This window comes from Candidatus Endomicrobiellum agilis (assembly GCF_020328115.1).
In the GTDB taxonomy this organism is placed as follows: Bacteria; Elusimicrobiota; Endomicrobiia; order Endomicrobiales; family Endomicrobiaceae; genus Endomicrobiellum; species Endomicrobiellum agilis.
In genome coordinates, this window is the sequence record NZ_JAIXMW010000001.1 from 186869 (window position 1) to 209531 (window position 22663).

Sequence of the window (22663 nt, forward strand, 5' to 3'; positions counted from 1 at the left end):
AGATGAACGAAGCGTTGGAGAAAATTAAACGCGGAACGGATGAAATTATTTCTGCTAGAGAACTTGAAAAAAAACTTGCTTCCGGCAGAAAGTTAAGAATAAAACTGGGTGTTGATCCTACTGCTCCAGATTTGCATTTAGGGCATACTGTTATTATAAATAAATTAAAAACATTTCAAGATTTAGGTCACCAAATAGTATTTTTAATCGGCGATTTTACTGCGCGAATAGGCGATCCGTCGGGTAGATCCGAAACGCGTCCTATTATGACAGATGAGCAGATAGAGACAAACACGAAAACCTATGCTAATCAGGTATTTAAAATTCTTAGTAAAGAAAAAACGGAGATTGCCTATAATGGCAAATGGCTGAAAAAACTCGGCGTAAGCGGGCTTTTAAATCTTGCTGCTAAAAGTACGGTAGCGCAGATGCTTGTGAGAGACGATTTTAAAAAAAGATATAAAGAAAACAATTCTATAAGCATAGTTGAATTTCTCTATCCTTTGCTTCAAGCGTATGATTCTGTCGCTTTAAATGCCGATGTGGAACTTGGAGGCGGCGATCAAAAATTCAATCTGCTTCTTGGAAGAGAAATACAAAGAGGTTATGGAATTAAAGACGCCCAGGTTATAATTACCATGCCTCTTTTGGAAGGGACCGACGGCGTTAAGAAAATGTCAAAATCGTATAAAAATTGCATAGCTTTAAACGATTTGCCTAAGGATATGTTCGGAAAGATAATGTCAATTTCTGATGAGCTTATGTACAGATATTACGAACTTCTTACGACGGCAGATTTAAATGCCGTTAAAAATATACATCCCAAAGCGGCGAAATCTGCGTTGGCTCAGGAGATTGTAGAAAGATATCACGGAAAAGCAAAAGCTTTGAGAGCGAAAATGGAATTTGATAAGATTTTCGTAAGCAAAGATATTCCGGACGACATCGAAGAATATTATGAATATTATATGGAATACGGCGGGATAAAGTTATCCGATTTGCTTGTTAAAAGCGGTATGGTTTTAAGCAAGAAAGAAGCGGGACGGCTTATAAAACAAGGCGGCGTGAGGATAGATTTGCAAAGAGCAGACGAAGATATTATGGTTAATAAGCCTAAAAGTGAAAGTAAAAATTCGTTTATTCTTCAAGTGGGGAAAAGAAAATTTAGCAGGATAATATGGATTAGTCCGTACAAATATTATACTGAAAAAACTGCCGAGGAAAGATTTACTAATTCGCGATTTTTGGACGCTGTCGAACGGCAAGAAGATTATAATATGGAAAATATGGAAGACTCCTCTACTAATCCATGATTTTGGGACGCTTATCAAACGGCAAGAAGACTATAATATGGAAAACATGTGGAACTTCTACTGTGCTTCTTTGTTTTAGCAAAAGCTATAATTAAGTCATTGTGGGGTTTGTTGGTGGGCTTATTTTAATGTCCATTCTGCCTATGTGGCAACATAATGGGGAAAATGTGAAGTTAAGAAAGGCAGCGTCATGTTTTTGGGTATTGTCTTAGCAGTTTGTTTTGCAAATAATTATGAAAAAAGTTTGGAAAAATTTAGAAGTGCAAAAGAGAAATTTGAAGAATATTGTCAAAAGAACATAATTGCGGGCTTTGTATGAGTGATTTTTAATGGTAGCAGGGGTTTCTCTTTTTACAAATGGTTATATAAAAGTTGTTTTTCAAAAGCGTATTAAAGAGCGGGTAATTTTCTTTAGAATGCGTTTGTTTAGATGTAGAGGACAGTGTTTTAGTTTAAGATTTAGAACAGATTGCTTGAAAATGCCTTAAAACTGATATAAGAAAATTTATGCGGAGTTTTGTCGTTAGTGGTTGTGTAAAATATGTTGTGGGAAATCCATTTCAAAAGCTTCCGAAAGCAAAGCGAGGTAGGAACTGGAAGTACTTCCACAGATTTCTTTTAGTATGTAAGATTTTCTTTTAAAAACCGCTGATAAACGCACGGAATACTCCACCGTATAAAATTTTACTGCGATGAGCAGAGATGGATTCTAAAGTGATGCCTAATGAGATTTTTCGCTGTGTCTACGCGCTGCTTTACGACGGTTATAGGCGACATTCTTGCTGTTGTTATTCATACAAAAGAAATTTTATATTTTGATTTGCGGCAAAAAATGAGTGAATAGTTATATATATCGCGATTGGCTTTAAAGAAAAAAAAGAGAAACTGCTTTAAACGGGGAATTGTAGTGATGCAAAAGCTAATCAGTATCATTATCTTCTGTTGTCTTCCCGTTAATGAAATAACATATTCGTTTTTTTTCGGATAAACCTTCTGAATTTTACGGTTTTAGGATTTTGGATATTTTTCAGTATGTAATTTTAAAGGGTGCGTATTGTAAAGTTGTTTTAAGATGGATAGCATACTTTCTATGCCGCAAAAAAACTGTCGCTTTTGGATGGATATTGGATTTTTAATCGGATTTGAGAAGTGCGAAATATATTTTTGTGAATTTGTAAGGGTAAAATTATGCGACGGCGAATATAGTGAGCGGAAAAGTCTGCAGCGGCGGAGTATGAGTGTATTGATTTTTGTGTTTTATAGATAGTGGATTATTTATACTTGAGGATAAAAAATGTTTAAAATTGTAAGCAAAAAAGAAATCGGACCGAAAGTGCGGGCATATGAGATTTATGCTCCTGAAGTTGCGAAAAGCGCAAGAGCCGGACAATTTGTTATATTCAGAATTGACGATAAAGGAGAACGCGTTCCTTTGACCGTAGCGGGAACAAATCCTCAAAAAGGTTTAGTGAAAATAATCTTTCAAGAGGTAGGTAAAAGCACAATGCATCTTGCTTCTCTTTGCGAAGGCGATTACATAAAAGATTTTGTAGGACCTTTAGGACATCCCACAGAAATTAAAAAATACGGCACAGTTGTTGCTGTCGCCGGGGGCGTGGGTACGGCAGAAGTTTTGCCGGTTATAAAAGAGTTTAAAGAAGTGGGCAATAAAATTGTTACTATAGTAGGGGCGAGATGTAAAGATTTGATAATACTTGAAGATGAATTAAAACGAGAAAGCGACTTGCTCCTTTTTGCCACAAATGACGGAACGCGCGGTGTAAAAGGATTTGTCACAGATGTTTTAAAAGACGTCGTAGGCAAAGAAAAAGTGGATATAGTATATGCTATAGGTCCGGTGCCTATGATGAAAGCCGTTGCGGAACTCACCAGAGCAGAACATATAAAGACGCTGGTTTCTTTAAATCCTATAATGCTTGACGGAACGGGAATGTGCGGAGCGTGTAGAGTTAGCGTCGGCGGGATGATAAAGTTTGCCTGCGTTGACGGTCCTGAATTTGACGCACATTCCGTGAACTGGGAAGAACTTGTTTCAAGACTTGAACTCTTTAAAAGTCTTGAAAAAATATCGGTTGATAAATTTAAATATAACCAGGAGTGTAAATGTCACGAAAAATAAAAATGCCCGAAAGGGATCCAGAGATAAGAAAAAGAGATTTTAAACAGGTGAATACGGGTTATACGCGTGATGAGATGCTCAAAGAAGCCGGAAGATGTCTGCAGTGCAAGAAACCGACGTGCATCGGCGGCTGTCCCGTTGAAATTGATATTCCGGGGTTTATAAAACATCTTGCCGGCAATGATACTGCGCGGGCTCTAAAAGTTTTAAAACAAAAAAATAATCTTTCGGCTGTATGCGGTAGAGTCTGCCCGCAGGAAAACCAATGTGAAAAATTGTGCATCTTAGCGAAGAAAGGCGAAAGCGTTTGTATCGGAAATTTAGAAAGATATGCGGCTGATGTTGCGATTGAAAATAGCGATGACAAGATGGCAACTGAGAAAAACGGCATAAAAGTTGCTGTTGTCGGTTCAGGACCGGCGGGACTTGCCTGCAGCGGCGATTTGTTGAAAATGGGATACGATGTTTCAGTTTATGAATCTCTTCATAATTCCGGCGGTGTTTTGCGTTACGGCATACCTGAATTCAGACTTCCAAAAGAGGTTTTGGATAGAGAAATAGATAATTTAAAAAAGCTTGGAATGAGAATAGTTTTAAATACTCTTATCGGAAGAACAAAAACGATAAAAGAGTTATTTGACGACAGATACAAAGCCGTATTCATTGCGGTGGGAGCGGGACTTCCCGTATTTCCGGGTATAACGGGCGAAAATTTGAATCATGTTTACTGTTCAAATGAGTTTTTGGTGCGCGTAAATCTTATGCGTTCTTATGATTTCCCCGATTACGACACGCCAGTCTATAAAGGCAAAAGCGTTGTGGTAGTCGGTGGCGGAAATACGGCGATGGATTCGGCAAGAACAGCGCTGCGACTCGGTTATTTTGGCTTTAGGACTGCATCCAAATCCTATTTTGCCACTGCTTACTGAAGGTTTAAATACGGACAGTCGCGGTTATATTATAATTGACGACAACTATATGACTTCGATATCCGGCGTTTTCGCGGGTGGCGATATTGTTGGCGGGGATACTGTTATAGAGGCGATGGGAATGGGTAAAAAAGCGGCGCGGGCGATAGCAGATTATCTTAAAAACATTTGAGCAATGCGGCTCTGTTTTATTTTCCTTTTTTTCCCTTTTTCCGCAATAAAGCATGAAATTCTTGTAATACGGAGGTTTCTATTTTATTTTAGTAAGTTTTAGTTTGCTGATGATCTTTATAACTTTACGTATCTGGATATTACGATTTCTTTTCATGTATGCGTAAGCGACGAAAAATTTCGAAATCTTTATCTTTGCGCTGAAGTCAACGACCCGACTCTATCAAGCATTGGGAAGCGGATAAGCATGCTAACAAGGACAATTTTTCCGTCTGTTGTCGGTAAGCGGGGCAACCCGCGTAGCGAGAAACATGTCTCTCGCTACAGTTCTCTCACAAAAATAGAGCAGATTTTGACAAAAATTGAAGGTAAAATTATCAAGAGAACGGCTCGAGAAGTCGCTCTTTGCAGTCCGGGCGCGTCGCTGAAACTTATATCGAACTTTATTATCGCGACTAGGATGAAGAACCGAAGCGGGATGCCAAAGTGGAAAGACACGAGGTTGTACAATCACAATAACGGCAAAAAATTGAAGGAGATAATATGTCTGATAGCCACAGCACAGGCATGCTATTTGAATTATATTGTGTGCAGCGTTTTATAGGCCGCGCGAACTGCAATGCGGTGGGTATCCACAGCAAGAATTCCATGATAAAAAAAACAGATGAGCTTTGTTGTCGTTGTTATTTAGGAAATTGACTTATTGTTTAGGAAGGAAGGTTTTAAACAAAACGGTGTTTTGCAGTTTTGGTCGACAAATAAAAGTTTATGGAATTTTCTGTAAAAAGGCATGCGTAAAAAAACTTTTGAAACAATTTTTACCCGCGTTGGAATTCCGGATCGTCTAACTAAAAATACAGGAAAATAATATGTTTGCGCTGAGAGCGGGAGGAGTGGCGGCGTGAAAGCGTTGACAATTCAGATTGGAATATTTGGCAGAACAAATGTTGGGAAATCATCGCTTATGAATTTTATTACAAACCAAAACACGTCTATTGTCTCAGAAACGGTGGGAACTACAACGGATGTAGTTCATAAGCAAATGGAGCTTAACCCTTTGGGACCAATAACGCTGTTTGACACCGCGGGAATTGATGATACGTCTGTTTTAGGAAGTAAAAGAATAGAAAAAACGCAAAAAACCTTTGATTCTTGCGATATTGTTATTTTAATGTGCGATTCGGGAAAATTTGGCAGCTTTGAAGAAAGTATTGTCAAAGAAGCGGATAAAAGAAAAACGCCGTGCGTAATTGTCGTAAGTAAAACTGATTTAAACCCTCCCGACAAGATATTTCTGGAACAGTTGAAAAAATATACAAAGTACGTTATGCTCTTTTCTAACGTCAGTGGAAACAGAGATGATTTTCTGAACGCTTTAAAAAAGATTCTTATAGAAGCACTTCCCGATAAATACATTGAGAATTATCGAGTTTTAAGGAATATAGTAAAAAAAGGCGATACGGTAGTTTTAGTTATGCCCATAGATTTGGGCGCCCCGCGCGGGAAAATAATAATGCCGCAGGCACAGACTCTAAGGCACATTTTGGATTTAAATGCGGCTTCGTATACGGTACAAGACACTGAATATGAAATTGCGTTGCAAAATTTAAAAACGCTTCCTATAATTGTGGTGACGGATTCACAAGCTGTTGAGCGCATAGCGGCAAAGACGCCCGATAACGTTAAACTTACGACTTTTTCAATAATTTATGCCGCGGATAAATCTGATATAGTTGAAATGGCGAAAGGCGCTACCGCTCTTAATAATCTTCAGGACGGCGATAAGGTGTTGATTTCCGAAGCGTGTGCGCATCATGCGTCTGCAGACGATATAGGGAGAGTGAAACTTCCAAAATGGATTAGGAAATATTCAAAGAAAGATTTGGAAGTTGAGTATATATCAGGACAGGATTATCCTGAAAATATTGCAGTTTATAAAATCATAATACACTGCGGCGGGTGTACTTTAAATAGAAAAAGCATGCTTTCAAGACTTAATAAAGCTGTCGAAGCCGGAGTGCCGATAACAAATTATGGTATTGCGATATCAGTTCTCCACGGTGTTATAGAAAAAGTGCTTGAAGTTTTTCCAGAAGCGTTATCAGCTTATAAAAAGTATGAATTCAAGTGTAGTGGGTATTATAAAAATTGAGAATAGAGGTTGAAATTTTTTTTCGCTGGGTCTATAGACGATTGATGATTACCGATACTACCTTGGACATTACTTTGAATGATGCTAAGAATGGTGATTTGGCAAGAGATAGCAGAAGAGACATTAAAGATATTGGCATAAAAAAATTGCCGCAGTCCATGCAGTCTTTGCCCATATATATATCTTAGGAAAGTTGACAAATACAGCTGCTATGCCAGCTAGACCATATCTAATTATTTTATACTTCTCATAAAAGGGTTTTGCGTAGTTCCAGAGTTTTCTCATAATGATTAAATTACTTAAATCATTCATCAGCTCTTTATTTACTTCAGTCATTTCGTGAAAGCTTGAATTGATCATACCCATATTTATTAATGTTTTTACTATGCTTATTATTGGATTAGAATTTGTCCATGCGTTGCTGATAGCACTCAAATATGTATCTATCTGAGATTTTGCATAATGAATGCATATTAGCTTATCGATAAATACTGATGCGTCCCGGATATCTATAAGTATTGGTTTTTTTGTGATGGCGTATAAGCTGGCAATTGTTTCTTTGACTGCATCTCTCCCCAATTGCGTAAGGATTGGCATTGGTATTGGCATTACACTGTTTCTTTGTCTGAGTGTTTCTTCGATATCAGTTACAAATGGTATAATATGCATGAATGCTGACATCGCAGATGCTGATACACTTTTTATTTGGCTTTCATACTCTTCCTGATTTCCAGCGGGAAGTGTATTGGTTTTTTTACAACAGTAATAAGAATTTAACGAAACTGCAGTCAAAGGAAGCAGCGTTTCAAATCGAAACATATTCCTAAGTGTTGTCCTTTTTAATATAAGATGAGCTTCATATCCCGCCATTAAAATATTTATAATGGGCGAAAGTATTGTTACCCGAGGATAGTTCGTTTTCGTTGGAACTGCGGGGGAATCAGAATTAGTCCGATCAATCAGGTCAGTCCGATCAATCAGGTCAGTCCGATCAATCAGGTCAGTCCGATTAGTCCTGTTTTTATTTGTATTGCAAGCGCTTAAGTTAAGTATTGCATAACACAATAGTAAATAAATACAAATTAATTTTTTCATTTAGATAATTTTTCGAATTTAAAAAGTTGCTAGTTTAAAGCTGTTACATTCATTAAAAAAGCGCGCAAGTTGGCAAGAGTGAAACACTGCTTGCCTATACAGTATACCATTATTGCGTTTACTGTGCTATATTGTCATGCGCTTAAAATCAGATCGCGGTTAATTAATGAAAAGAGAAAGTGTTTGGAAGCAAAAGCAAAGATTGAAAAGCGTATTGGCATATTCACAGAATTTGTCGACAAAAACGAGCGACAATAATGGTATTATAAAAATATATGGAGGCGATAAGCGGAAATTTTAGAATGCGAGTGGAATTTTTTGTTCAAAATAAACATTGTTATTTTCCTTAACCTGTATTTATTTGTTACGGGAATAAAAGTATTGAAGTTTGAGTGTTAATAGATCCATAGATATTTTTCTCAAAAGTATTTTTTGAAAGAGAAAAAAATAAGATGTTATTTTGGGAGTATGATAGGGTCTTGTTTGAAGTTTGCAAGTAAAAGTAAGCGGAACAGTTCAAGTTTGACAGGTAAGACTTGATTTGGGCGTTTAACGAGATATATTTCTTAAGAATTTACAAACTTTACAACAGATTTTTCCTTTTTATAATTCGCGATGCTTATCTTACTCTTGTTTTAAAAACTTTTATTATGATTCTTTTCTAAAACCGGAGTCGATATTTTTGTTTTTTTGATGTCTTTTTTTATAGCCCGATTATAATTAAAATGTTGAAAGTCCGACTGTAAATCTGGTATAATTTCAAAATATATAAAAAAAATAAAAGGAGCTACCCATGAGGAAACCGTTGATGGCAGGAAATTGGAAGATGAATAAGACTGTTCCAGAGGCTATAAATGTTGTAAAGTCGCTTAAAAGTGCTGTCGCCAGCGTATCGGGTGTTGAAATTTTGATTTGTCCCGCTTTTACAGCGCTTTATGCGGTAAGTAATGAAATTAAAGGCTCAAATATTAATCTCGGAGCGCAAAATCTTTTTTGGGAAGCAAAAGGGGCGTTCACCGGTGAAATTTCTTTGGAAATGCTGAAAGATGCCGGCTGTTCTTACGTTATAATCGGTCATTCGGAGCGCAGACAACATTTCGGCGAGACTGATGAAACTGTAAACAAAAAAACGAAAGCAGCCCTTGCGGCGGGTATTACTCCCGTAGTTTGCGTGGGTGAAACTCTTAAAGAAAGAGAAGGCAATGTAACTTTTAAAGTTATAGAAAAACAGGTGAGAGTCGGTTTGTCAGGCATTAGTCCTCAACAGGCGTCTTTGGCGGTTATAGCTTATGAACCTGTGTGGGCTATAGGAACGGGAAAAACCGCAACTCCCGATCAAGCTCAGGAAGTTCACTCTTTTGTGAGGAAGATATATGAACAGATGTACAAAGAATCAGCTGAAAAAGTGAGAATCCTTTACGGCGGTTCCGTAAATCCGAACAATGTGTCGGATCTTATGAAAAAAACCGATATTGACGGCGGTTTGGTAGGCGGAGCGAGTTTAGAAGCCGAATCTTTTGCAAAACTTGTCGAGTATTCTAAATGAAATAACGCAATAGCAACATGGCAATAACATAAAATATACAGCGAGAAAGATATGGATAAGATTATAAAATTGGCTTTTGGCACGGATCATGCCGCCGCCGAAGTAAGGAATAAAATAAAAGAATATTTTCAGAGCAGTGGTTATGAGATTGAAGATTTCGGTTTCTGCGGAGAAGGAAGTTGCGATTATCCCGACTATGCTCTTAAGGTTGCAGAAGCTGTTGTCGGCAAAAAAGCGGATAAGGGCGTTCTTATATGCGGGACGGGAATAGGCATGTCCGTTGCGGCAAATAAGGTTAAAGGCGTTATTGCGGCAGTTTGTTGGGATGAAGATACCGCAAAGCTTGCGGCGCAACATAACGGAGCAAATATTTTATGTCTTGGGTCGAGAACTGCTACATTGAACGAACTGTGCCGTAGAATAAAGATATTTCTTGAAACTCCGTTTGAGAAAAGACATTCGCAGAGAATAAAGAAAATTAGGGAAATTGAAAAACTGCAGTGCCAGAAATAACAATGAGGGAGTTTATTTTTACTGTTCTTTTTTCTGTCTTTATAATGTCGTCGTGTATTGTAAGCACGGCTGTCGTAAAGCCGGATTATGATTTTTCAACAATTAGGACTGTGCGGGTAGAGAATTTTTCTTCCGGCAAAAAATACAGAGAAGCTGGCGAAGCGTCGCGAAAAATTTTTATTCGACATCTTTTAGCTAAAGGTTATAACGTCGTATCTGATAATGTTAATGTTGAAGTTGACGCCGTTATAGAAGGGAGCATAACTTCTTTTCGCTGCGAGCGGAAATATGTTTTATACCCGGTGAGATGTAGTTCGCAATGTTATATTTTTAATGATTATTATGACGGTTGTTATGATTACAATTGGGCGCGCAGTCGGACGCTTAGAAAAGTTGTTACAAGGGATGCCGCAGTCGGGATTTACGCGTATATGACTGATGTGAAAACGGGACAGGTTATATGGTCAGATTCGTCTGTTTGCAAAAATAAAAATATAGATTATGCGCTTGACGCAGTAGTGAGAGATGTCTTAAGAACCATTCCGCGCGACAATGCTAATAAGCGGAAATAGTTTTTTATTTACAGGACTTAAAAAGGAGCTATTATAATGGAGATTTCAGACTTAAAGATAATGTCTGCTAATGTCAGAAAAGATATTATTAAAATGCTTGCTCTTGCGGGTACGGGACATCCGGGCGGTAGTTTATCTTCGGTCGAACTTTTGGTGTCGTTATATTTTAAACATATGAAATTTAATCCTAAAGATACAAATGACCAAAACAGAGATTACTTTATATTGTCAAAGGGGCATGTTTGTCCAGTGCTTTATGCGGTTTTAGCGCAGCTTAAATGTTTCAATTCCGACGAATTGTGTACTTTGAGAAGAACCGGGAGCAAACTTCAGGGGCATCCGGCAAAAGATAAAAAACTTCCGGGAATAGAAGTGTCCACCGGTTCTTTAGGATACGGCTTATCTATTGGAGCGGGAATTGCCGTAGGAATGAGGCAAGCGGGTAAAAGCAACAGAGTTTACGTTCTTATGGGCGACGGCGAGCAGCAGGAAGGAAGCGTCTGGGAAGCTGTAATGTCGTCGGCTCACTATAAACTTGACAATCTTTGCGCCATCGTTGACAATAACGGTTTGCAGATAGACGGCGCTACGAAAGATATAATGAACGTTGAGCCTTTAGCCGATAAATACAAAGCTTTTGGCTGGAGTGTTATAGAGATAGACGGACATAATCTTGAGGCGATTGACAAAGCTTATTTGCAGTTCAAAACGGAAAAAGGGAAACCTACGGCGATAATAGCGAAGACTGTTAAAGGCAAAGGCGTTTCTTATATGGAAAATGTCGCCGAGTGGCATGGAAAAATTCCCTCAAAAGAATTGGTTGAAAAAGCGGTGACGGAAATTAACGAATCGTTGAAATAGGGAAAACGATGTTGTCGCCCAGTTTAAAAAAAAACGACTGTAGATATCGTCGGGATAAAGCTTAGATGTAAAAAGAATAAAAATAACGATTGCGGTTTGGCATAACGGCTGAAAGTATGTATTCGGTCAGGAGAAAAATATGATAGAAGTTTTTGGAAAAAAGGCTACAAGATTTGGTTTTGGCGAAGGTCTTGTCGAACTTGGAAAAAAAGACCCTAAAATTTTTGTTTTGGGCGCGGACACGGTTTCTTCAGTTGTAATAGATGGTTTTAAGGAAATGTTTCCCGACAGATTTGTTAACGTCGGCATCGCGGAAACCAATTTGATAGGTATGGCTGCAGGACTTGCCGTGGCGGGGTTTATTCCGTTTGTGTCCACTTACGGAGTCTTTGCGTCTGGAAGACCGTGGGAACAGATAAGAACGACTGTGTGTTATTCAAATTTAAATGTAAAAATAGGCGGTTCGCATTCTGGAATTACGGTAGGACCTGATGGAGCGACCCATCAGGCTTTGGAAGAAATAGCCATAATGAGATGTCTTCCCAGAATGAAAGTCATAACGCCGTGCGATTTGGTTGAGACGAGGAAAGCGGTAGTAGCAAGCGCGTATTCAGACGGGCCTACATACATAAGATACGGAAGAGAAAATATCCCCATGATCACAAAAGACGATACTCCTTTTGAAATAGGAAAAGCAAATGTTTTAAGAGACGGAGATGACGTTGCGATTATGGCTTGCGGAACAATGGTTTATGAATCTCTAATGAGTGCTGAGATTTTAAAGAAAAAAGGTATCAAAGCAAGAGTCATAAATATCCACACGATTAAACCTATAGACGAAAAAACAATCGTTGCCGCTGCGAAAGAATGTGGTGCGGTAGTAACCGCGGAAGAACATCAAATTTATGGCGGATTTGGTTCTGCGGTTGCCGAAGTTCTTGTCAGAAATTGTCCGGTTCCTGTTGAAATGGTGGGAATCAACGACAGATTCGGCGAGTCCGGCGAACCTATGGATTTAATGTGCAGATTCGGACTAAAAGACGTAAATATTGCGGATGCGGTTTTAAAAGTTCTCAAAAGAAAATGATATACCAAAAAGAATAGTATTGATTGTTTTATACTCGGAATATGTCGACAGGAATTTAAAAGAGACTGTGAAATGCGATAATTATTGAAATCGAATTAAAGATTTCAGACATAAATATTGACTTCTATAAACAGATGGAAGTAATGGAACCTTTCGATATGAACAATTTTAGCCCCGTATTTTTCATAAGAGATGTAATACTAACTGAGATATCGGTTTTTTGAAAACAAAGAAGGTCCTTTAAAGTTTAAAGTTTTGCATAAAAGAAGTAAAAATATTCAGACTGTGTTTTGGAACAAGGCAAATCTTCCAAAGATGACCCGTTCCGAAGATTCTTTGAATATAGCTTTTAATCTTGGCGTGGTCGGCAAAAATGAAAATAAAGTAGTGCAGCTCAATGCTGTAGATATAAAACTCTCGTAATTATAAGTGATTTTTTTAGTCGTTGTGGGGAAGGCAGTTTGAAACTTGGTATTGAATTTTCAACTGCTGTTTATTTTTTAGATGGCGTGCATAGCAATATCTTAAGAATTTCTGAATTTAATTTGTGGATAAAATTACGAGGATATGGAAATGCGCGGAAATCTGGTAAAGATTGCATTTATAGGCGGCAGCGGATTATATGAAATTGCCGGTATTAAAAATATTATCGAGAGAGATGTTGATACGCCTTTTGGCAGACCTTCGGACAAAATAACCACAGGCGAGATAAACGGCGTAAACTGCGCTTTTTTGCCGAGACACGGCAGAGGGCATACCTTAAACCCTTCGGAGATTAATCAAAGAGCGAATATTTATGCTTTAAAATCTCTAGGCGTGGGACAGATAGTTTCTTTTACAGCGTGCGGTTCTTTGAAGAAAGAAATGAAACCGAGAGATTTCGTTATTCCTGACCAGGTTTTTGATAAAACAAAAAACAGGCCGTCGACTTTTTTTGAAAAAGGCATAGTCGCTCATGTCTCAATGGCATATCCCTTCTGCAATGGAATAAGAGATTTAATCCGCCAAATTGTTGACGAGCTTGGCATAAAACATCATTTCGGCGGAACATATGTCTGCATTGAAGGTCCGCAATTTTCCACGAAAGCTGAATCGGAAGCCAATAGGCAGGCGGGTTTTTCAATAGTTGGAATGACGCTTTTTCCAGAAGCAAAACTTGCTAGGGAAGCTGAAATGTGCTATGCAAACATTTCTCTTGTGACTGATTTTGACGTATGGAAAGAAGGGGAAGAAGTAACGAACGACGCCGTTGCCTCGGTTGTTGCGGCAAATCTTGCAAGCAGTAAAAGAGTTACTGAAAGGCTTGTTGTGAAACTTTCAGAGAGAGAAATAAAGTGTTCCTGCGGCAGTTCGTTAAAAACTTCGTTTATGACTCCATCCGGTAAAATAGCTCAAAATCCGTATTATAAAAATGTATCTTTGTTAATTGATAAATATTTTAAATTATGAATGTTTATTTTTTGCCGACTGAGTTTGATGATAATGTTCGTTTTAGGCATATAATATGTCATGACGTGAACTTAGCGGAATATGTTTTTAACAGTTGGGTAGTATCTGTTTTCAATGAAACATTAATAATAAAAGATAAAGAACTATTAGATGACATATGAAACATTTAAAAAATAAAAAAGAGGATAATAAAATAAATAGCAAAGAATACAACGAAGCCAGAATAACAAAAGTGATTAAATTAATTCGGAAATATCTCAGAGATAATTCTTACAGTAAGGGCAGTGGCACACGGATTTTAACGAATGCGACATAATTGAAGCCTTGCATAAGCATATTTGTGATAATCGGGAAAATGCGTTTGAGATTTGTAACATGTTTTTAACGATAGCGGAAGAATGCGATGACACGGAACTGAAGACAGAGCTGGAAGGAATAAGCGTTTACGACACTTACAAATTATTGCTAGTCGCAACGGAGCAGGGCAATAGCTACATATGCGAAAACTGTAGTTGCGACGAGGGAACTTTTGAAAACTGCGGACACAAGTGCCTCAGGGAATGCAATGAAACTGGACGCATACGAGTTTAATCCAGATGACTGTGAAAAATGTCCGATAAATTATTTGCCGTGTGACTACTGTGAAAGACAAAGAAGCACGCAACGAGTATGACCAAGATAAAGCCGATGAATTAAAAAGTGAAGAAGCGAAATATAACGCAGAGATAAACGAAGACAAAATAAACGTGATAAGACCTGAGGAACAGGGGCTAATTAGCTCCTAGTCTGCCCACCTCAGTAAGCAGGCATAGAAGTTAAATAATTAAGTAGTGGCAGTAAAATGTTTAAATCTTATTTACCAGCGAAAAGAATGACAACAAAGCAAAGTTAGCGGCTGGTCTTTCTATTGTGTTTTTTTTGTAGGATTTTGCGGAGTCTGCGGATTGATTAAAAATCCGATAAACACAGTGCAGAGATGGACAGGATAGACAGGGACAAGGCAGAAAGTGACAAGGCAGAAAGTGACAAGGCAGAAAGTGACAAGGATTTGCATGTTGTATTAAACAAAACAAAAATTACAAGAGCAGAGATTGACCTGCTAATTGCACAAAGCCAAAAGATGACCTAACAAGGAAGAGCTAATACTTAACACCATAACAATCGGCGAAACGTTGCAATTGGCACACAAATACGGACTTAAAATTAATGGGAAGGCGAAAAAATGATAAATGAAATGATAGATAAATTTATTAATATGTTTACCAATCACCACATTAACACAAAGCTCCAAAGCGTAAGTATGTACACCAGCATAAGCGAGGACATGCAGAGATGTGCAAGATATCAAGAAAGGACATACAAAAAGCCACGTAAATCAGCAGTACATTCCAGATTATTAGCTGGCAGAGAGTTCTACAGTACTAAGACCAAAACTAAATTAACCATGCAGAGAGACGAGGCTTAGCTTAATATAGCCAAACCTGTAGGACAGACAGACGCATTACAAGTACTGCGGAAAGAGTTTTTTTAACTTCAAGAACTGCGGCAAAAATACGCGCGAGAGATGTCGCATTGGCTCAAATCCAAAAAATAAGCCAAATCCGGTGGATTTTAATAAGCGAGGGATAAGTGTTTGCGGTTGTCGGTGATATATTAAGCAGTTGCCGAAAAAAAACAGAACTAATCAGAATGGAAATCAATTGCTTTCAATATAAAACGCGCGAAACACACATGAGATATAAAACATGAAAATGACAATTTTTGGTGCTGTGTAGCGTTGCAGCGCGAGAGATAATAATGCGAATATAAAGAAGTTGAAAAGCGGTGACAAGAGTGTTGACAGCCAAAGGCGATAACTATAAAAACCGACAAAGTCTATTCCATCGCATTTATAGAGGAATGTGGCAAAACAATTAAAGAGAAAAAAGAGGAGTTTAAAAAATATAACGACGAAGCTTGAATAGCTCAATGAAGAAAAGAAAGTCAATGCAAGAGCAGCTAAAAGAGGCTAGCGAGAAAAACATAAGGATCATTAAGGATACAGAAACTCAGCAGGCACGCGAATGATGAGGTTAAATTTATATGCAGTGGGTAGAAAAGCAAGAACAACAACTTATTGCAATAAATGAAGCGCTCACTGCACGGTTAATGAATCAGTTTTTGTTCAAGGGCTTTTAAAATAGCTTTACCAAAATCTTGCGCGATGTCGGGACCATTCGCAGTGATAATATTTCCATCAGTTTCCAGGTCGTTGCCCGTATATATGGCGCCACCTTTTATCAATTCTTCTTTCCCGTCAATAAAAACCGTTGCTTTTTTACCTTTTAAAATGCCTGCATTTGCGAGAATTACACACGCTATGCATATTGAAGCCGTAGGTTTTCCAAGTTTAAAAAAATCATTTGCAAGTTTTAGAGCGCTGGGATTATCGAAAAACACTTTTGATCCGCCTCCGCCGATATACGCTATCGCGTCAAAGTCATCTGGATTAATATCTTGAATTAAAAGCGTGCTTATCGTTTTAAATCCAAATCTGCCTGTCAGCTCTCCAATTTTTACACTTGCAGTTGTAACTTCAACGCCAGCATCTTCAAGAATTTTTTTAGGTTTATAGTATTCTTCGTCTCTGAATACTTCAGGGGCGGTTATAAATATAACTTTATTCATAAATGCCTTGCCATTAATGACTTTATGCTGTAAATATTTTTAAATCTATTCGTCTGTCTGAGCGCTTGCATGCAGACAGACTTTTGACTCTCTTGCGATCATCAATTCTTCATTTGTGGGAATTATCATAATTTTTACCTTAGAGTTCGCGGTTGAAACGAACCTTTCTTCGACTGAAGGTTCGTTATTCTTTTTTGCGTCCATCTCAATTCCCAAAGCATGTAGATTTGCACATATTTTTTCTCTGACTGCCGTAGAATTTTCTCCTATGCCCGCCGTAAAAACTAAACCGTCAATGCCGTTTAATATTCCGCAATAGGCGCTTATGTATTTTTTTATGCTGTAACAGAGCATTTCAAAAGCGAGTTTTGCTTTTTTGTTGCCTTCCGCCGACGCTTTGATAGTGGTTCTCATATCGCCCGAAAGTCCTGATATACCGAGCAATCCGCTTTCTTTATTCATTAGAGTGTTTAAGTCGTCGTCGTTTTTATATTGAGGATATTTTTTTATAATATAAGCTATGATTGCAGGGTCTATGTCGCCGCATCTCGTTCCCATCATAACTCCTTGTAGCGGAGTAAAACCCATAGAAGTATCTATAACTTTCCCTTTTTCAATCGCAGTTATACTGCTGCCGTTGCCTAAATGAGCCGTAATCAGTTTCAATTCACTTAAAGGTTTTCTAAGCATTGCAGCCGCTCTCTGTGAAACGTAATTATGCGAAGTTCCGTGAAAACCGTATTTTCTTATATGGTGTTTCTCGTAATATTCGTAAGGAAGAGCGTACATGTATGCGTAGTCAGGCATTGTCTGGTGAAAAGCGGTGTCAAAGACTAGAACTGACGGAATTCCCGGAAGCATTTTTTCTACGGCAAGAATGCCGGCATAGTGCGCCGGAGTATGCAAAGGCGCTATTGAAAAGCATTCTTTTAAACCTTTTTTTACTTCTTTCGTTACCAAAACCGATTTTGAAAACTTGTCGCCGCCGTGTACTATTCTGTGACCGACTACGGCAATTTCATCTATATTTGCAATGCTTCCAGTTTTTTTATCTAAGAGATCTTTTATTATAAGTTCAACGGCTTCCGTATGGTTTGTAACTTTTATTGAAGTTTTTTTCTCTTTAGCGCCGGACGTTTGTCTTTTATAGTATGCTTCGGAAAGACCAATGCACTCGACTATTCCCCATGCAATCTTTTTCTCGCTTTCCATTTCAAAAAGAGTGTACTTAGTTGACGACGAACCGCAATTGACCACTAATACTTTCATTCGAGGTCAAGCCTCCCCTATTTTATATAAAATTCATTTACTTGTTAGAACCGGCGGATAATCTGTTAAAAAAAACAAATTGCTTTTATTGTCTTGTTCAATTTTTTTAAGCCTATTAACCACATTTCGTCAAATTCTATACTGATATATTTTCTCTTTAATTCCGCAATTTCGCTGCAACGATGATTGTCGTGCTGCTGTCAAAAGAAAAATCTAAAACAATTTGGTTTCCCTTTTGTTGTCAATAAAAATTTTCGTTAATTCTAACGGTTTCTAAGCCAGATGTAAACCCGTATTAAAATTTGGAGAATATTGGTTTGGACTGTCAGCTTAATGCGTAGAAGCTTTTTTATTACAAGCGGCGGCTTCGTTTTCAAGCATATTTTATTGACGGTTGCTGCTGCACCTATTTTATAAGTCGGCTCGTATAATATTTCTTAAACTACCTGCTTCATAACTGTTCCGTATTTTCAAGTATTCTATAAATAACACTGAGTCTTTGCATTTTGTGATTGACTGCGCTAACAACGCTCTTGGTTTTAATGTCCTAAACTTTTTTATCCGCGTCACGCATCGTTGTTGGCAATGCTGAAAGGGTATTTTTCTATCACTCAGTGACGGAGCATTTGGGGATTTTTTTTAAACATCGGCGATTTTGTTTTACTCTAAAATTGAATTTAATAAATCTAAATTAACGTTTTTATATAAAATACGCGACTATTCCGTATAAGTAGCAAAATTACCTAATATTATCATATCGGTATCGGTGACAGCGTTCGTATCGGCATCGGTGTCGACGTTGAGGGTGGATTACTTACTTAGCTAACAGCGTCATAATACGCAGCATTTCCGATATCAATTAGCCTGTCATAGCCAGCGATTAAGCTTGCAATTAAAAACAACGATAATATTCTTTTCATGATTAATTTGTAATTATCCTTTTCTTATTATCTATCTTGGAACAGTATGCATTTCAGATACATCAGCGGACTACACACGGACAATCCCTGTATGGTGTTATCTTACTTTCTATCATAACCAGCTCTATTATAATCTAACATATTATAGCCGTCTTTATCATAACCGTCTTCATCATAGCCATTCGGCTCACGTGTAGGTGTCGGTGCTGGTTCTGGACTAGTTTGCTTAACCTTTTCAGTAACAGTATTCACGGTGCCTGCACTGTTAAGCAACTTACCACAGCCAGACGTCAAGAATATACACAAACATACACATATAATTTTCTTCATTTTGTTTCTTAGCAATTCCTAATTTTTTCCTCAACCAAATTTCAGAGATTTCAGGAATTTTATCTATTCTGACAAATAAGGTTTATAAAGATATAAATAGAAACAATCTATACCCTTAAAGGTATTACGAACAGGTACTCCTATTTCTTTAGTCTGTTTTTTTGTCTTTCTATCCCGATAAAAAGAGCGATAAAATATACCAAGTACAAATAATAGCCTCAAAATTCCAATAACAACCTTTATAACCTTGCTCGCTAATTTGTTCAAGAGAAAGGTTAACAGTTTTGTAGTATAAAGCCTGTAAAGCTGACGTAGTCTGTCTTTCTTCCTTCTTTTGTAGTGTTCTTCGGATAATATTTTTTTGTGATAGTAATCGGGATACGGGATATTAACATGCTTACCTTCTATTAGCCAGATATTTCGTCGTTAATCGTCGTAGCTTGGCAATTATTTTCGGAAGCATAAGCATATAAGATTACTACCGCATGCCTTCGGCGTTTGGTGAAGCCAAAATAAAAGACGATTTTGGCTTTCGTTAAGCGTAGTAGATTAATAAAAAGATGTCACCTGTGCAGATATATTATTATTTTCGGTAATTTTTGTCATAACTTCGGTGATTTTTGTATAAACGGTGTCTCCTGTAATATTACAATAGAAGCGACTTTGCATTGTGTATAAGCTTAATTATATGCCATTTTTTTAACTTATTGTCAATTAATATAAATCTAGTACGCTTACGCTAGCATGAATAAAAGGAATAATTATAATCATCGTAAAAGAGAAAAAGACGAGCGATATGCAGCAGGTGTAATGCCAAAAAGAAAAAAGGGCAATGAGATACTTTTCAATAGAGATGCTATAGTCATCTCTTTTTTGCTGTTATATTGTCATAAAATATGACGGCGTTTTATAAAGAAGGAGTTCATAAACATAAAATAAGATGCAATATTAGTTAAAGATGGATTTAGCGACTTAATTATCGTCTTCCGCATATTGATATACTGCATTGACAATCCTGCAGGCAAATTGTAAAATGTTGGCATGAAAGATATTGAAATTTTAGCTTTAAAAATTAAAAAAACGGCTGAAAAATTGAGAAAACTTACCGACGAAAATCTCAAACTTAAATTGGAAGTGGAATATTTGAGGAAAGAAAGCGAACGCGGCAGAAAACAGTCGAGCGAGTATGTGGTGTTGAGAAAAAATGCTGAAGCAGCTGTTACTAAAATTGAAAGAATTATAAAAAAAATTGACACGGTAAAGGTTTTATAATTATGGCAACCACCCGTGAGAAAATTATGGGAAGGGACATAGACCTGCATATAGATGGTATGGATGAGCTGAGCTTTAATAGGGTTGTAAGTTTTGTAAACGAACAGTGGCTAGAAGTAAAGAGCGAAAATGCTAACGTTCCCGACACGCAGAAGATAGCGGCTTTGACGGCTGTAAAGATAGCGACAGAACTGCTTAGGTTGAAAGATTTACAAGAAAGTATTTCATGTAATTATGAAAAAAAAATTAAAGAGTTTATACGGCAATTAGACGAAGCTGATTATATGAATTGAAATATTTTTCATATTTAGTCTGCGATGTTGGCTATGTTTAATCGATTTATTTCTATGTGTCTCTTTTTAAAGAGCGGCAAGTAGGCGTGTACTGTCGCATTTTAATTGAAGAAATGAGATCTAGATTGATTGGAATTTCTAGCATTGCAGTTTTTTTTACTTAGTTAAAAGCTGAATTAGTGCCGAAAAGCAATGTAGATAGCTTATGAAACAGACAAATTTTCTTGAAAATGCCGTAAATCATAAAAACAAACCGCTGGCTGTAAGAATGTCGCCTCGTAATTTTAAAGAATTTGCGGGACAGGAAAGCATTTTGGGAGACGGCAAACTTTTGCGTCGTTTAATAGAATCTGACAATCTCAGTTCTGTAATTTTTTTCGGTCCGCCCGGAACCGGTAAAAGTGCGTTGGCAAGGATTATTGCTTCAAAAACAAAAGCGTATTTCGAAGAAGCAAACGCAGTGACGATCGGCATAGCTGACATAAGAAAGATAATAGAAGCCGCAAAAGCTAGGACGGAAGTTTTTGGCAAGAAAACTATTCTTATGCTTGATGAAATTCATCATTTCAACCGTTTGCAGCAAGACGCGTTGCTTCCGGACGTTGAAAGTGGCATAATAACGTTAATCGGTATAACTACGGAAAATCCATTCTTTTATATTAATGCCGCTATTATTTCGAGGAGTACGGTTTTTGAATTTCAGCCTTTGTCAAAAGAAGCTCTTTTACATATTATGGAGTCAGCTTTAAAAGATAGGGAAAATGGACTTGGAAGCTATAAAGTTAAAATGTCAAAAGAAGCGAAAGAACATTTGCTCGCGAATGCAGCTGGCGATGCCAGAAGACTTCTCAATGCGCTTGGGGTAGGTGTTCTTTCCGCGGAGACTAATGCGGAAGGCGTGAGAGTTTTTGATATCAGCGTAGCTCAGGAATCAATACAGAAAAGAGCATTTTTATACGATAGCTCGGGAGACGCTCATTATGATCATATTTCTGCATTTATCAAATCAATGCGGGGAACAGATCCCGACGCAGCGATTTACTGGATGGCAAAAATGCTTGCGGCTGGAGAAGATCCTCGCTTTATTGCAAGAAGAATAATAATCTGTGCCTCCGAAGACGTGGGTATGGCGGATCCTGGAGCTTTAACGCTTGCGGTTTCCGCACTTAATGCGGTTGAATTTGTCGGCATGCCCGAAGCGAGAATAATTTTAGCCCAAGCAGCTATTTACGTGGCTTGCGCTCCGAAATCTAATGCCTCTTATATGGCTGTCGAGCGGGCTTTGTCGGAAGTTAAAAACGGTAAAGTTAGAGGTGTTCCAAATCATTTGAAAGATGCGAATCTCGATGGCGGAAAACTTGGGCATGGGCAGGGATATAAATATCCGCATGATTTTGAAGGACATTACGTACAACAGGAATATTGGACTGATCCTGTGGAATTTTATACGCCTACAAAGGAAAGCTACGAAGGGAAAGTCCGTGAACGATTGCTTGGAATTAGAAAAAAGAAAAGTAAGATATAAGTTTTTAGCTATAAGAAATGGAGTAGGACCGGCTTTGGCGGCAGCCTATAGCGCAGATATTTTTGTAGAAATTAAAAAGCTTTCTCTATACAGAAAAGCGAAAACCGTGATGTTTTATTTATCTAGCGGTTCTGAAGTTGTTACTGATTTTATGGTAAATTCTGCTCTTGACAATGGGAAAACCGTTGTTGTTCCTGCGATAGAAAATTCCGAAAATAGAAAGATGTACGCCGTAAAGATTTCAAGGCTTGAAGATGCTTGCCAATCGGTTTGCGGCATAAGACAACCTGGAATAAGTCCCAGAGATATAGTAGAAAAAGGCGATGTCGATTTGGTTTTTGTTCCGGGCATTGCTTTTGACGCTAGAGGATACAGGACGGGCTACGGCAAAGGTTACTATGACAGGTGGCTTAAAAGCGTGCCGCTTGAAAAAACCGTAGGACTCGCTTATGATTTTCAAATTACAGACAAACTTCCGACTGAGGAATATGACATTCCGGTAGGTGTTATTATTACTGAAAAAAGGATTATGCAAATTGAAGGAATTTAAGGAGCGGAG

At 37.8% G+C, this 22663-nt stretch carries 24 protein-coding genes and 1 pseudogene; 21 read left to right on the forward strand and 4 right to left on the reverse strand.

What is annotated here, in order from left to right; all coding sequences use genetic code 11:
- The first annotated feature begins 2 nt into the window (after positions 1–2).
- From tyrS to hydF, 5 genes and pseudogenes are all read left to right on the forward strand, one after another.
- The gene (tyrS, locus tag LE179_RS00870; RefSeq protein WP_374128488.1) at positions 3–1313 is read left to right on the forward strand and encodes a tyrosine--tRNA ligase; all 1311 of its coding nucleotides are present in this window, start codon (positions 3–5) and stop codon (positions 1311–1313) included.
- Positions 1314–2607: 1294 nt separating this feature from the next.
- Complete coding sequence (locus tag LE179_RS00875; protein WP_374128489.1) at positions 2608–3453, forward strand: sulfide/dihydroorotate dehydrogenase-like FAD/NAD-binding protein; 846 nt, start codon at positions 2608–2610, stop codon at positions 3451–3453.
- Positions 3438–4554 (forward strand): annotated as a pseudogene (locus LE179_RS00880) (FAD-dependent oxidoreductase). The gene LE179_RS00875 and the pseudogene LE179_RS00880 overlap by 16 nt, the downstream one beginning before the upstream one ends.
- Before the next feature lie 351 nt (positions 4555–4905).
- The gene (locus tag LE179_RS00885; protein ID WP_374128490.1) at positions 4906–5157 is read left to right on the forward strand and encodes a hypothetical protein; all 252 of its coding nucleotides are present in this window, start codon (positions 4906–4908) and stop codon (positions 5155–5157) included.
- A gap of 306 nt (positions 5158–5463) precedes the next feature.
- A complete protein-coding gene (gene hydF / locus LE179_RS00890; protein WP_374128491.1) occupies positions 5464–6705 on the forward strand; it encodes a [FeFe] hydrogenase H-cluster maturation GTPase HydF in 1242 nt (413 codons plus the stop codon).
- A gap of 123 nt (positions 6706–6828) precedes the next feature.
- Here hydF and LE179_RS00895 read toward each other — a convergent pair whose 3' ends face one another.
- Complete coding sequence (locus LE179_RS00895) at positions 6829–7524, reverse strand: hypothetical protein (protein ID WP_374128492.1); 696 nt, start codon at positions 7522–7524, stop codon at positions 6829–6831.
- Between the two features lie 1069 nt (positions 7525–8593).
- On the opposite strand from LE179_RS00895, the gene tpiA reads away from it, so the two are divergent.
- The 12 genes from tpiA to LE179_RS00955 all read left to right on the forward strand — a co-directional run bounded on the left by tpiA (position 8594) and on the right by LE179_RS00955 (position 15293).
- Positions 8594–9346 carry a triose-phosphate isomerase gene (gene tpiA / locus LE179_RS00900; RefSeq protein WP_374128493.1) on the forward strand — a complete coding sequence of 251 codons (753 nt, stop codon included), beginning with the start codon at positions 8594–8596 and terminating at the stop codon, positions 9344–9346.
- Between the two features lie 51 nt (positions 9347–9397).
- Positions 9398–9859 carry a ribose 5-phosphate isomerase B gene (gene rpiB, locus LE179_RS00905; RefSeq protein WP_374128494.1) on the forward strand — a complete coding sequence of 154 codons (462 nt, stop codon included), beginning with the start codon at positions 9398–9400 and terminating at the stop codon, positions 9857–9859.
- The gene (locus LE179_RS00910; protein WP_374128495.1) at positions 9847–10431 is read left to right on the forward strand and encodes a hypothetical protein; all 585 of its coding nucleotides are present in this window, start codon (positions 9847–9849) and stop codon (positions 10429–10431) included. Before rpiB ends, LE179_RS00910 begins: the two co-directional genes overlap by 13 nt.
- Before the next feature lie 36 nt (positions 10432–10467).
- Complete coding sequence (locus tag LE179_RS00915; protein ID WP_374128496.1) at positions 10468–11292, forward strand: transketolase; 825 nt, start codon at positions 10468–10470, stop codon at positions 11290–11292.
- Between the two features lie 139 nt (positions 11293–11431).
- On the forward strand, positions 11432–12379 hold the full coding sequence (locus LE179_RS00920; protein ID WP_374128497.1) for a transketolase family protein: 948 nt from the start codon (positions 11432–11434) through the stop codon (positions 12377–12379).
- Positions 12380–12468: 89 nt separating this feature from the next.
- Positions 12469–12603 carry a hypothetical protein gene (locus tag LE179_RS00925; protein WP_374128574.1) on the forward strand — a complete coding sequence of 45 codons (135 nt, stop codon included), beginning with the start codon at positions 12469–12471 and terminating at the stop codon, positions 12601–12603.
- Positions 12604–12664: 61 nt separating this feature from the next.
- Positions 12665–12802 carry a hypothetical protein gene (locus tag LE179_RS00930; protein WP_374128498.1) on the forward strand — a complete coding sequence of 46 codons (138 nt, stop codon included), beginning with the start codon at positions 12665–12667 and terminating at the stop codon, positions 12800–12802.
- A gap of 150 nt (positions 12803–12952) precedes the next feature.
- Positions 12953–13828 carry an S-methyl-5'-thioadenosine phosphorylase gene (gene mtnP, locus LE179_RS00935; RefSeq protein ID WP_374128499.1) on the forward strand — a complete coding sequence of 292 codons (876 nt, stop codon included), beginning with the start codon at positions 12953–12955 and terminating at the stop codon, positions 13826–13828.
- Between the two features lie 375 nt (positions 13829–14203).
- The gene (locus tag LE179_RS00940) at positions 14204–14419 is read left to right on the forward strand and encodes a hypothetical protein (protein WP_374128500.1); all 216 of its coding nucleotides are present in this window, start codon (positions 14204–14206) and stop codon (positions 14417–14419) included.
- Positions 14420–14469: 50 nt separating this feature from the next.
- Positions 14470–14613, forward strand: coding sequence for a hypothetical protein (locus LE179_RS00945; RefSeq protein WP_374128501.1), 144 nt, complete (start codon positions 14470–14472; stop codon positions 14611–14613).
- A 191-nt stretch (positions 14614–14804) separates the two neighbouring features.
- Positions 14805–14957 (forward strand): hypothetical protein, encoded by a 153-nt coding sequence (locus tag LE179_RS00950; RefSeq protein ID WP_374128502.1) that lies wholly within the window; start codon positions 14805–14807, stop codon positions 14955–14957.
- Positions 14958–15050: 93 nt separating this feature from the next.
- Positions 15051–15293: a hypothetical protein gene (locus tag LE179_RS00955; protein WP_374128503.1), complete on the forward strand. Its 243-nt coding sequence runs from the start codon at positions 15051–15053 to the stop codon at positions 15291–15293.
- A 680-nt stretch (positions 15294–15973) separates the two neighbouring features.
- Here the strand turns inward: LE179_RS00955 and LE179_RS00960 are convergent.
- From LE179_RS00960 to LE179_RS00970, 3 genes are all read right to left on the reverse strand, one after another.
- Positions 15974–16495 (reverse strand): DJ-1/PfpI family protein, encoded by a 522-nt coding sequence (locus tag LE179_RS00960; RefSeq protein ID WP_374128504.1) that lies wholly within the window; start codon positions 16493–16495, stop codon positions 15974–15976.
- 45 nt (positions 16496–16540) lie between these two features.
- Positions 16541–17764 (reverse strand): acetate/propionate family kinase, encoded by a 1224-nt coding sequence (locus tag LE179_RS00965; protein ID WP_374128505.1) that lies wholly within the window; start codon positions 17762–17764, stop codon positions 16541–16543.
- Positions 17765–18786: 1022 nt separating this feature from the next.
- Positions 18787–19014, reverse strand: a complete 228-nt coding sequence (locus tag LE179_RS00970; RefSeq protein WP_374128506.1) for a hypothetical protein — start codon at positions 19012–19014, stop codon at positions 18787–18789.
- 1041 nt (positions 19015–20055) lie between these two features.
- Between LE179_RS00970 and LE179_RS00975 the strand changes: the two genes are divergently transcribed.
- The 4 genes from LE179_RS00975 (at position 20056) to LE179_RS00990 (ending at position 22654) form a co-directional block, all read left to right on the forward strand.
- Positions 20056–20286, forward strand: a complete 231-nt coding sequence (locus LE179_RS00975; protein WP_374128507.1) for a hypothetical protein — start codon at positions 20056–20058, stop codon at positions 20284–20286.
- A 2-nt stretch (positions 20287–20288) separates the two neighbouring features.
- A complete protein-coding gene (locus LE179_RS00980) occupies positions 20289–20579 on the forward strand; it encodes a cell division protein ZapA (RefSeq protein ID WP_374128508.1) in 291 nt (96 codons plus the stop codon).
- Positions 20580–20784: 205 nt separating this feature from the next.
- Positions 20785–22104 carry a replication-associated recombination protein A gene (locus LE179_RS00985; protein WP_374128509.1) on the forward strand — a complete coding sequence of 440 codons (1320 nt, stop codon included), beginning with the start codon at positions 20785–20787 and terminating at the stop codon, positions 22102–22104.
- Entirely contained in the window at positions 22061–22654 is a 594-nt protein-coding gene (locus LE179_RS00990) for a 5-formyltetrahydrofolate cyclo-ligase (protein ID WP_374128510.1), read from the forward strand. The genes LE179_RS00985 and LE179_RS00990 overlap by 44 nt, the downstream gene beginning before the upstream one ends.
- Positions 22655–22663 lie beyond the last annotated feature (9 nt).

What these genes read in the sequence shown, in the direction of transcription:
- tyrS (WP_374128488.1), top strand. Translation starts at nt 3, where the DNA reads ATGAACGAAGCGTTGGAGAAAATTAAACGCGGAACGGATGAAATTATT.
- LE179_RS00875 (WP_374128489.1), top strand. Translation starts at nt 2,608, where the DNA reads ATGTTTAAAATTGTAAGCAAAAAAGAAATCGGACCGAAAGTGCGGGCA.
- LE179_RS00895 (WP_374128492.1), bottom strand. Translation starts at nt 7,524, where the DNA reads ATGTTTCGATTTGAAACGCTGCTTCCTTTGACTGCAGTTTCGTTAAAT.
- tpiA (WP_374128493.1), top strand. Translation starts at nt 8,594, where the DNA reads ATGAGGAAACCGTTGATGGCAGGAAATTGGAAGATGAATAAGACTGTT.
- rpiB (WP_374128494.1), top strand. Translation starts at nt 9,398, where the DNA reads ATGGATAAGATTATAAAATTGGCTTTTGGCACGGATCATGCCGCCGCC.
- LE179_RS00915 (WP_374128496.1), top strand. Translation starts at nt 10,468, where the DNA reads ATGGAGATTTCAGACTTAAAGATAATGTCTGCTAATGTCAGAAAAGAT.
- LE179_RS00920 (WP_374128497.1), top strand. Translation starts at nt 11,432, where the DNA reads ATGATAGAAGTTTTTGGAAAAAAGGCTACAAGATTTGGTTTTGGCGAA.
- mtnP (WP_374128499.1), top strand. Translation starts at nt 12,953, where the DNA reads ATGCGCGGAAATCTGGTAAAGATTGCATTTATAGGCGGCAGCGGATTA.
- LE179_RS00940 (WP_374128500.1), top strand. Translation starts at nt 14,204, where the DNA reads ATGTTTTTAACGATAGCGGAAGAATGCGATGACACGGAACTGAAGACA.
- LE179_RS00950 (WP_374128502.1), top strand. Translation starts at nt 14,805, where the DNA reads ATGGACAGGATAGACAGGGACAAGGCAGAAAGTGACAAGGCAGAAAGT.
- LE179_RS00955 (WP_374128503.1), top strand. Translation starts at nt 15,051, where the DNA reads ATGATAAATGAAATGATAGATAAATTTATTAATATGTTTACCAATCAC.
- LE179_RS00960 (WP_374128504.1), bottom strand. Translation starts at nt 16,495, where the DNA reads ATGAATAAAGTTATATTTATAACCGCCCCTGAAGTATTCAGAGACGAA.
- LE179_RS00965 (WP_374128505.1), bottom strand. Translation starts at nt 17,764, where the DNA reads ATGAAAGTATTAGTGGTCAATTGCGGTTCGTCGTCAACTAAGTACACT.
- LE179_RS00970 (WP_374128506.1), bottom strand. Translation starts at nt 19,014, where the DNA reads ATGAAGAAAATTATATGTGTATGTTTGTGTATATTCTTGACGTCTGGC.
- LE179_RS00975 (WP_374128507.1), top strand. Translation starts at nt 20,056, where the DNA reads ATGAAAGATATTGAAATTTTAGCTTTAAAAATTAAAAAAACGGCTGAA.
- LE179_RS00980 (WP_374128508.1), top strand. Translation starts at nt 20,289, where the DNA reads ATGGCAACCACCCGTGAGAAAATTATGGGAAGGGACATAGACCTGCAT.
- LE179_RS00985 (WP_374128509.1), top strand. Translation starts at nt 20,785, where the DNA reads ATGAAACAGACAAATTTTCTTGAAAATGCCGTAAATCATAAAAACAAA.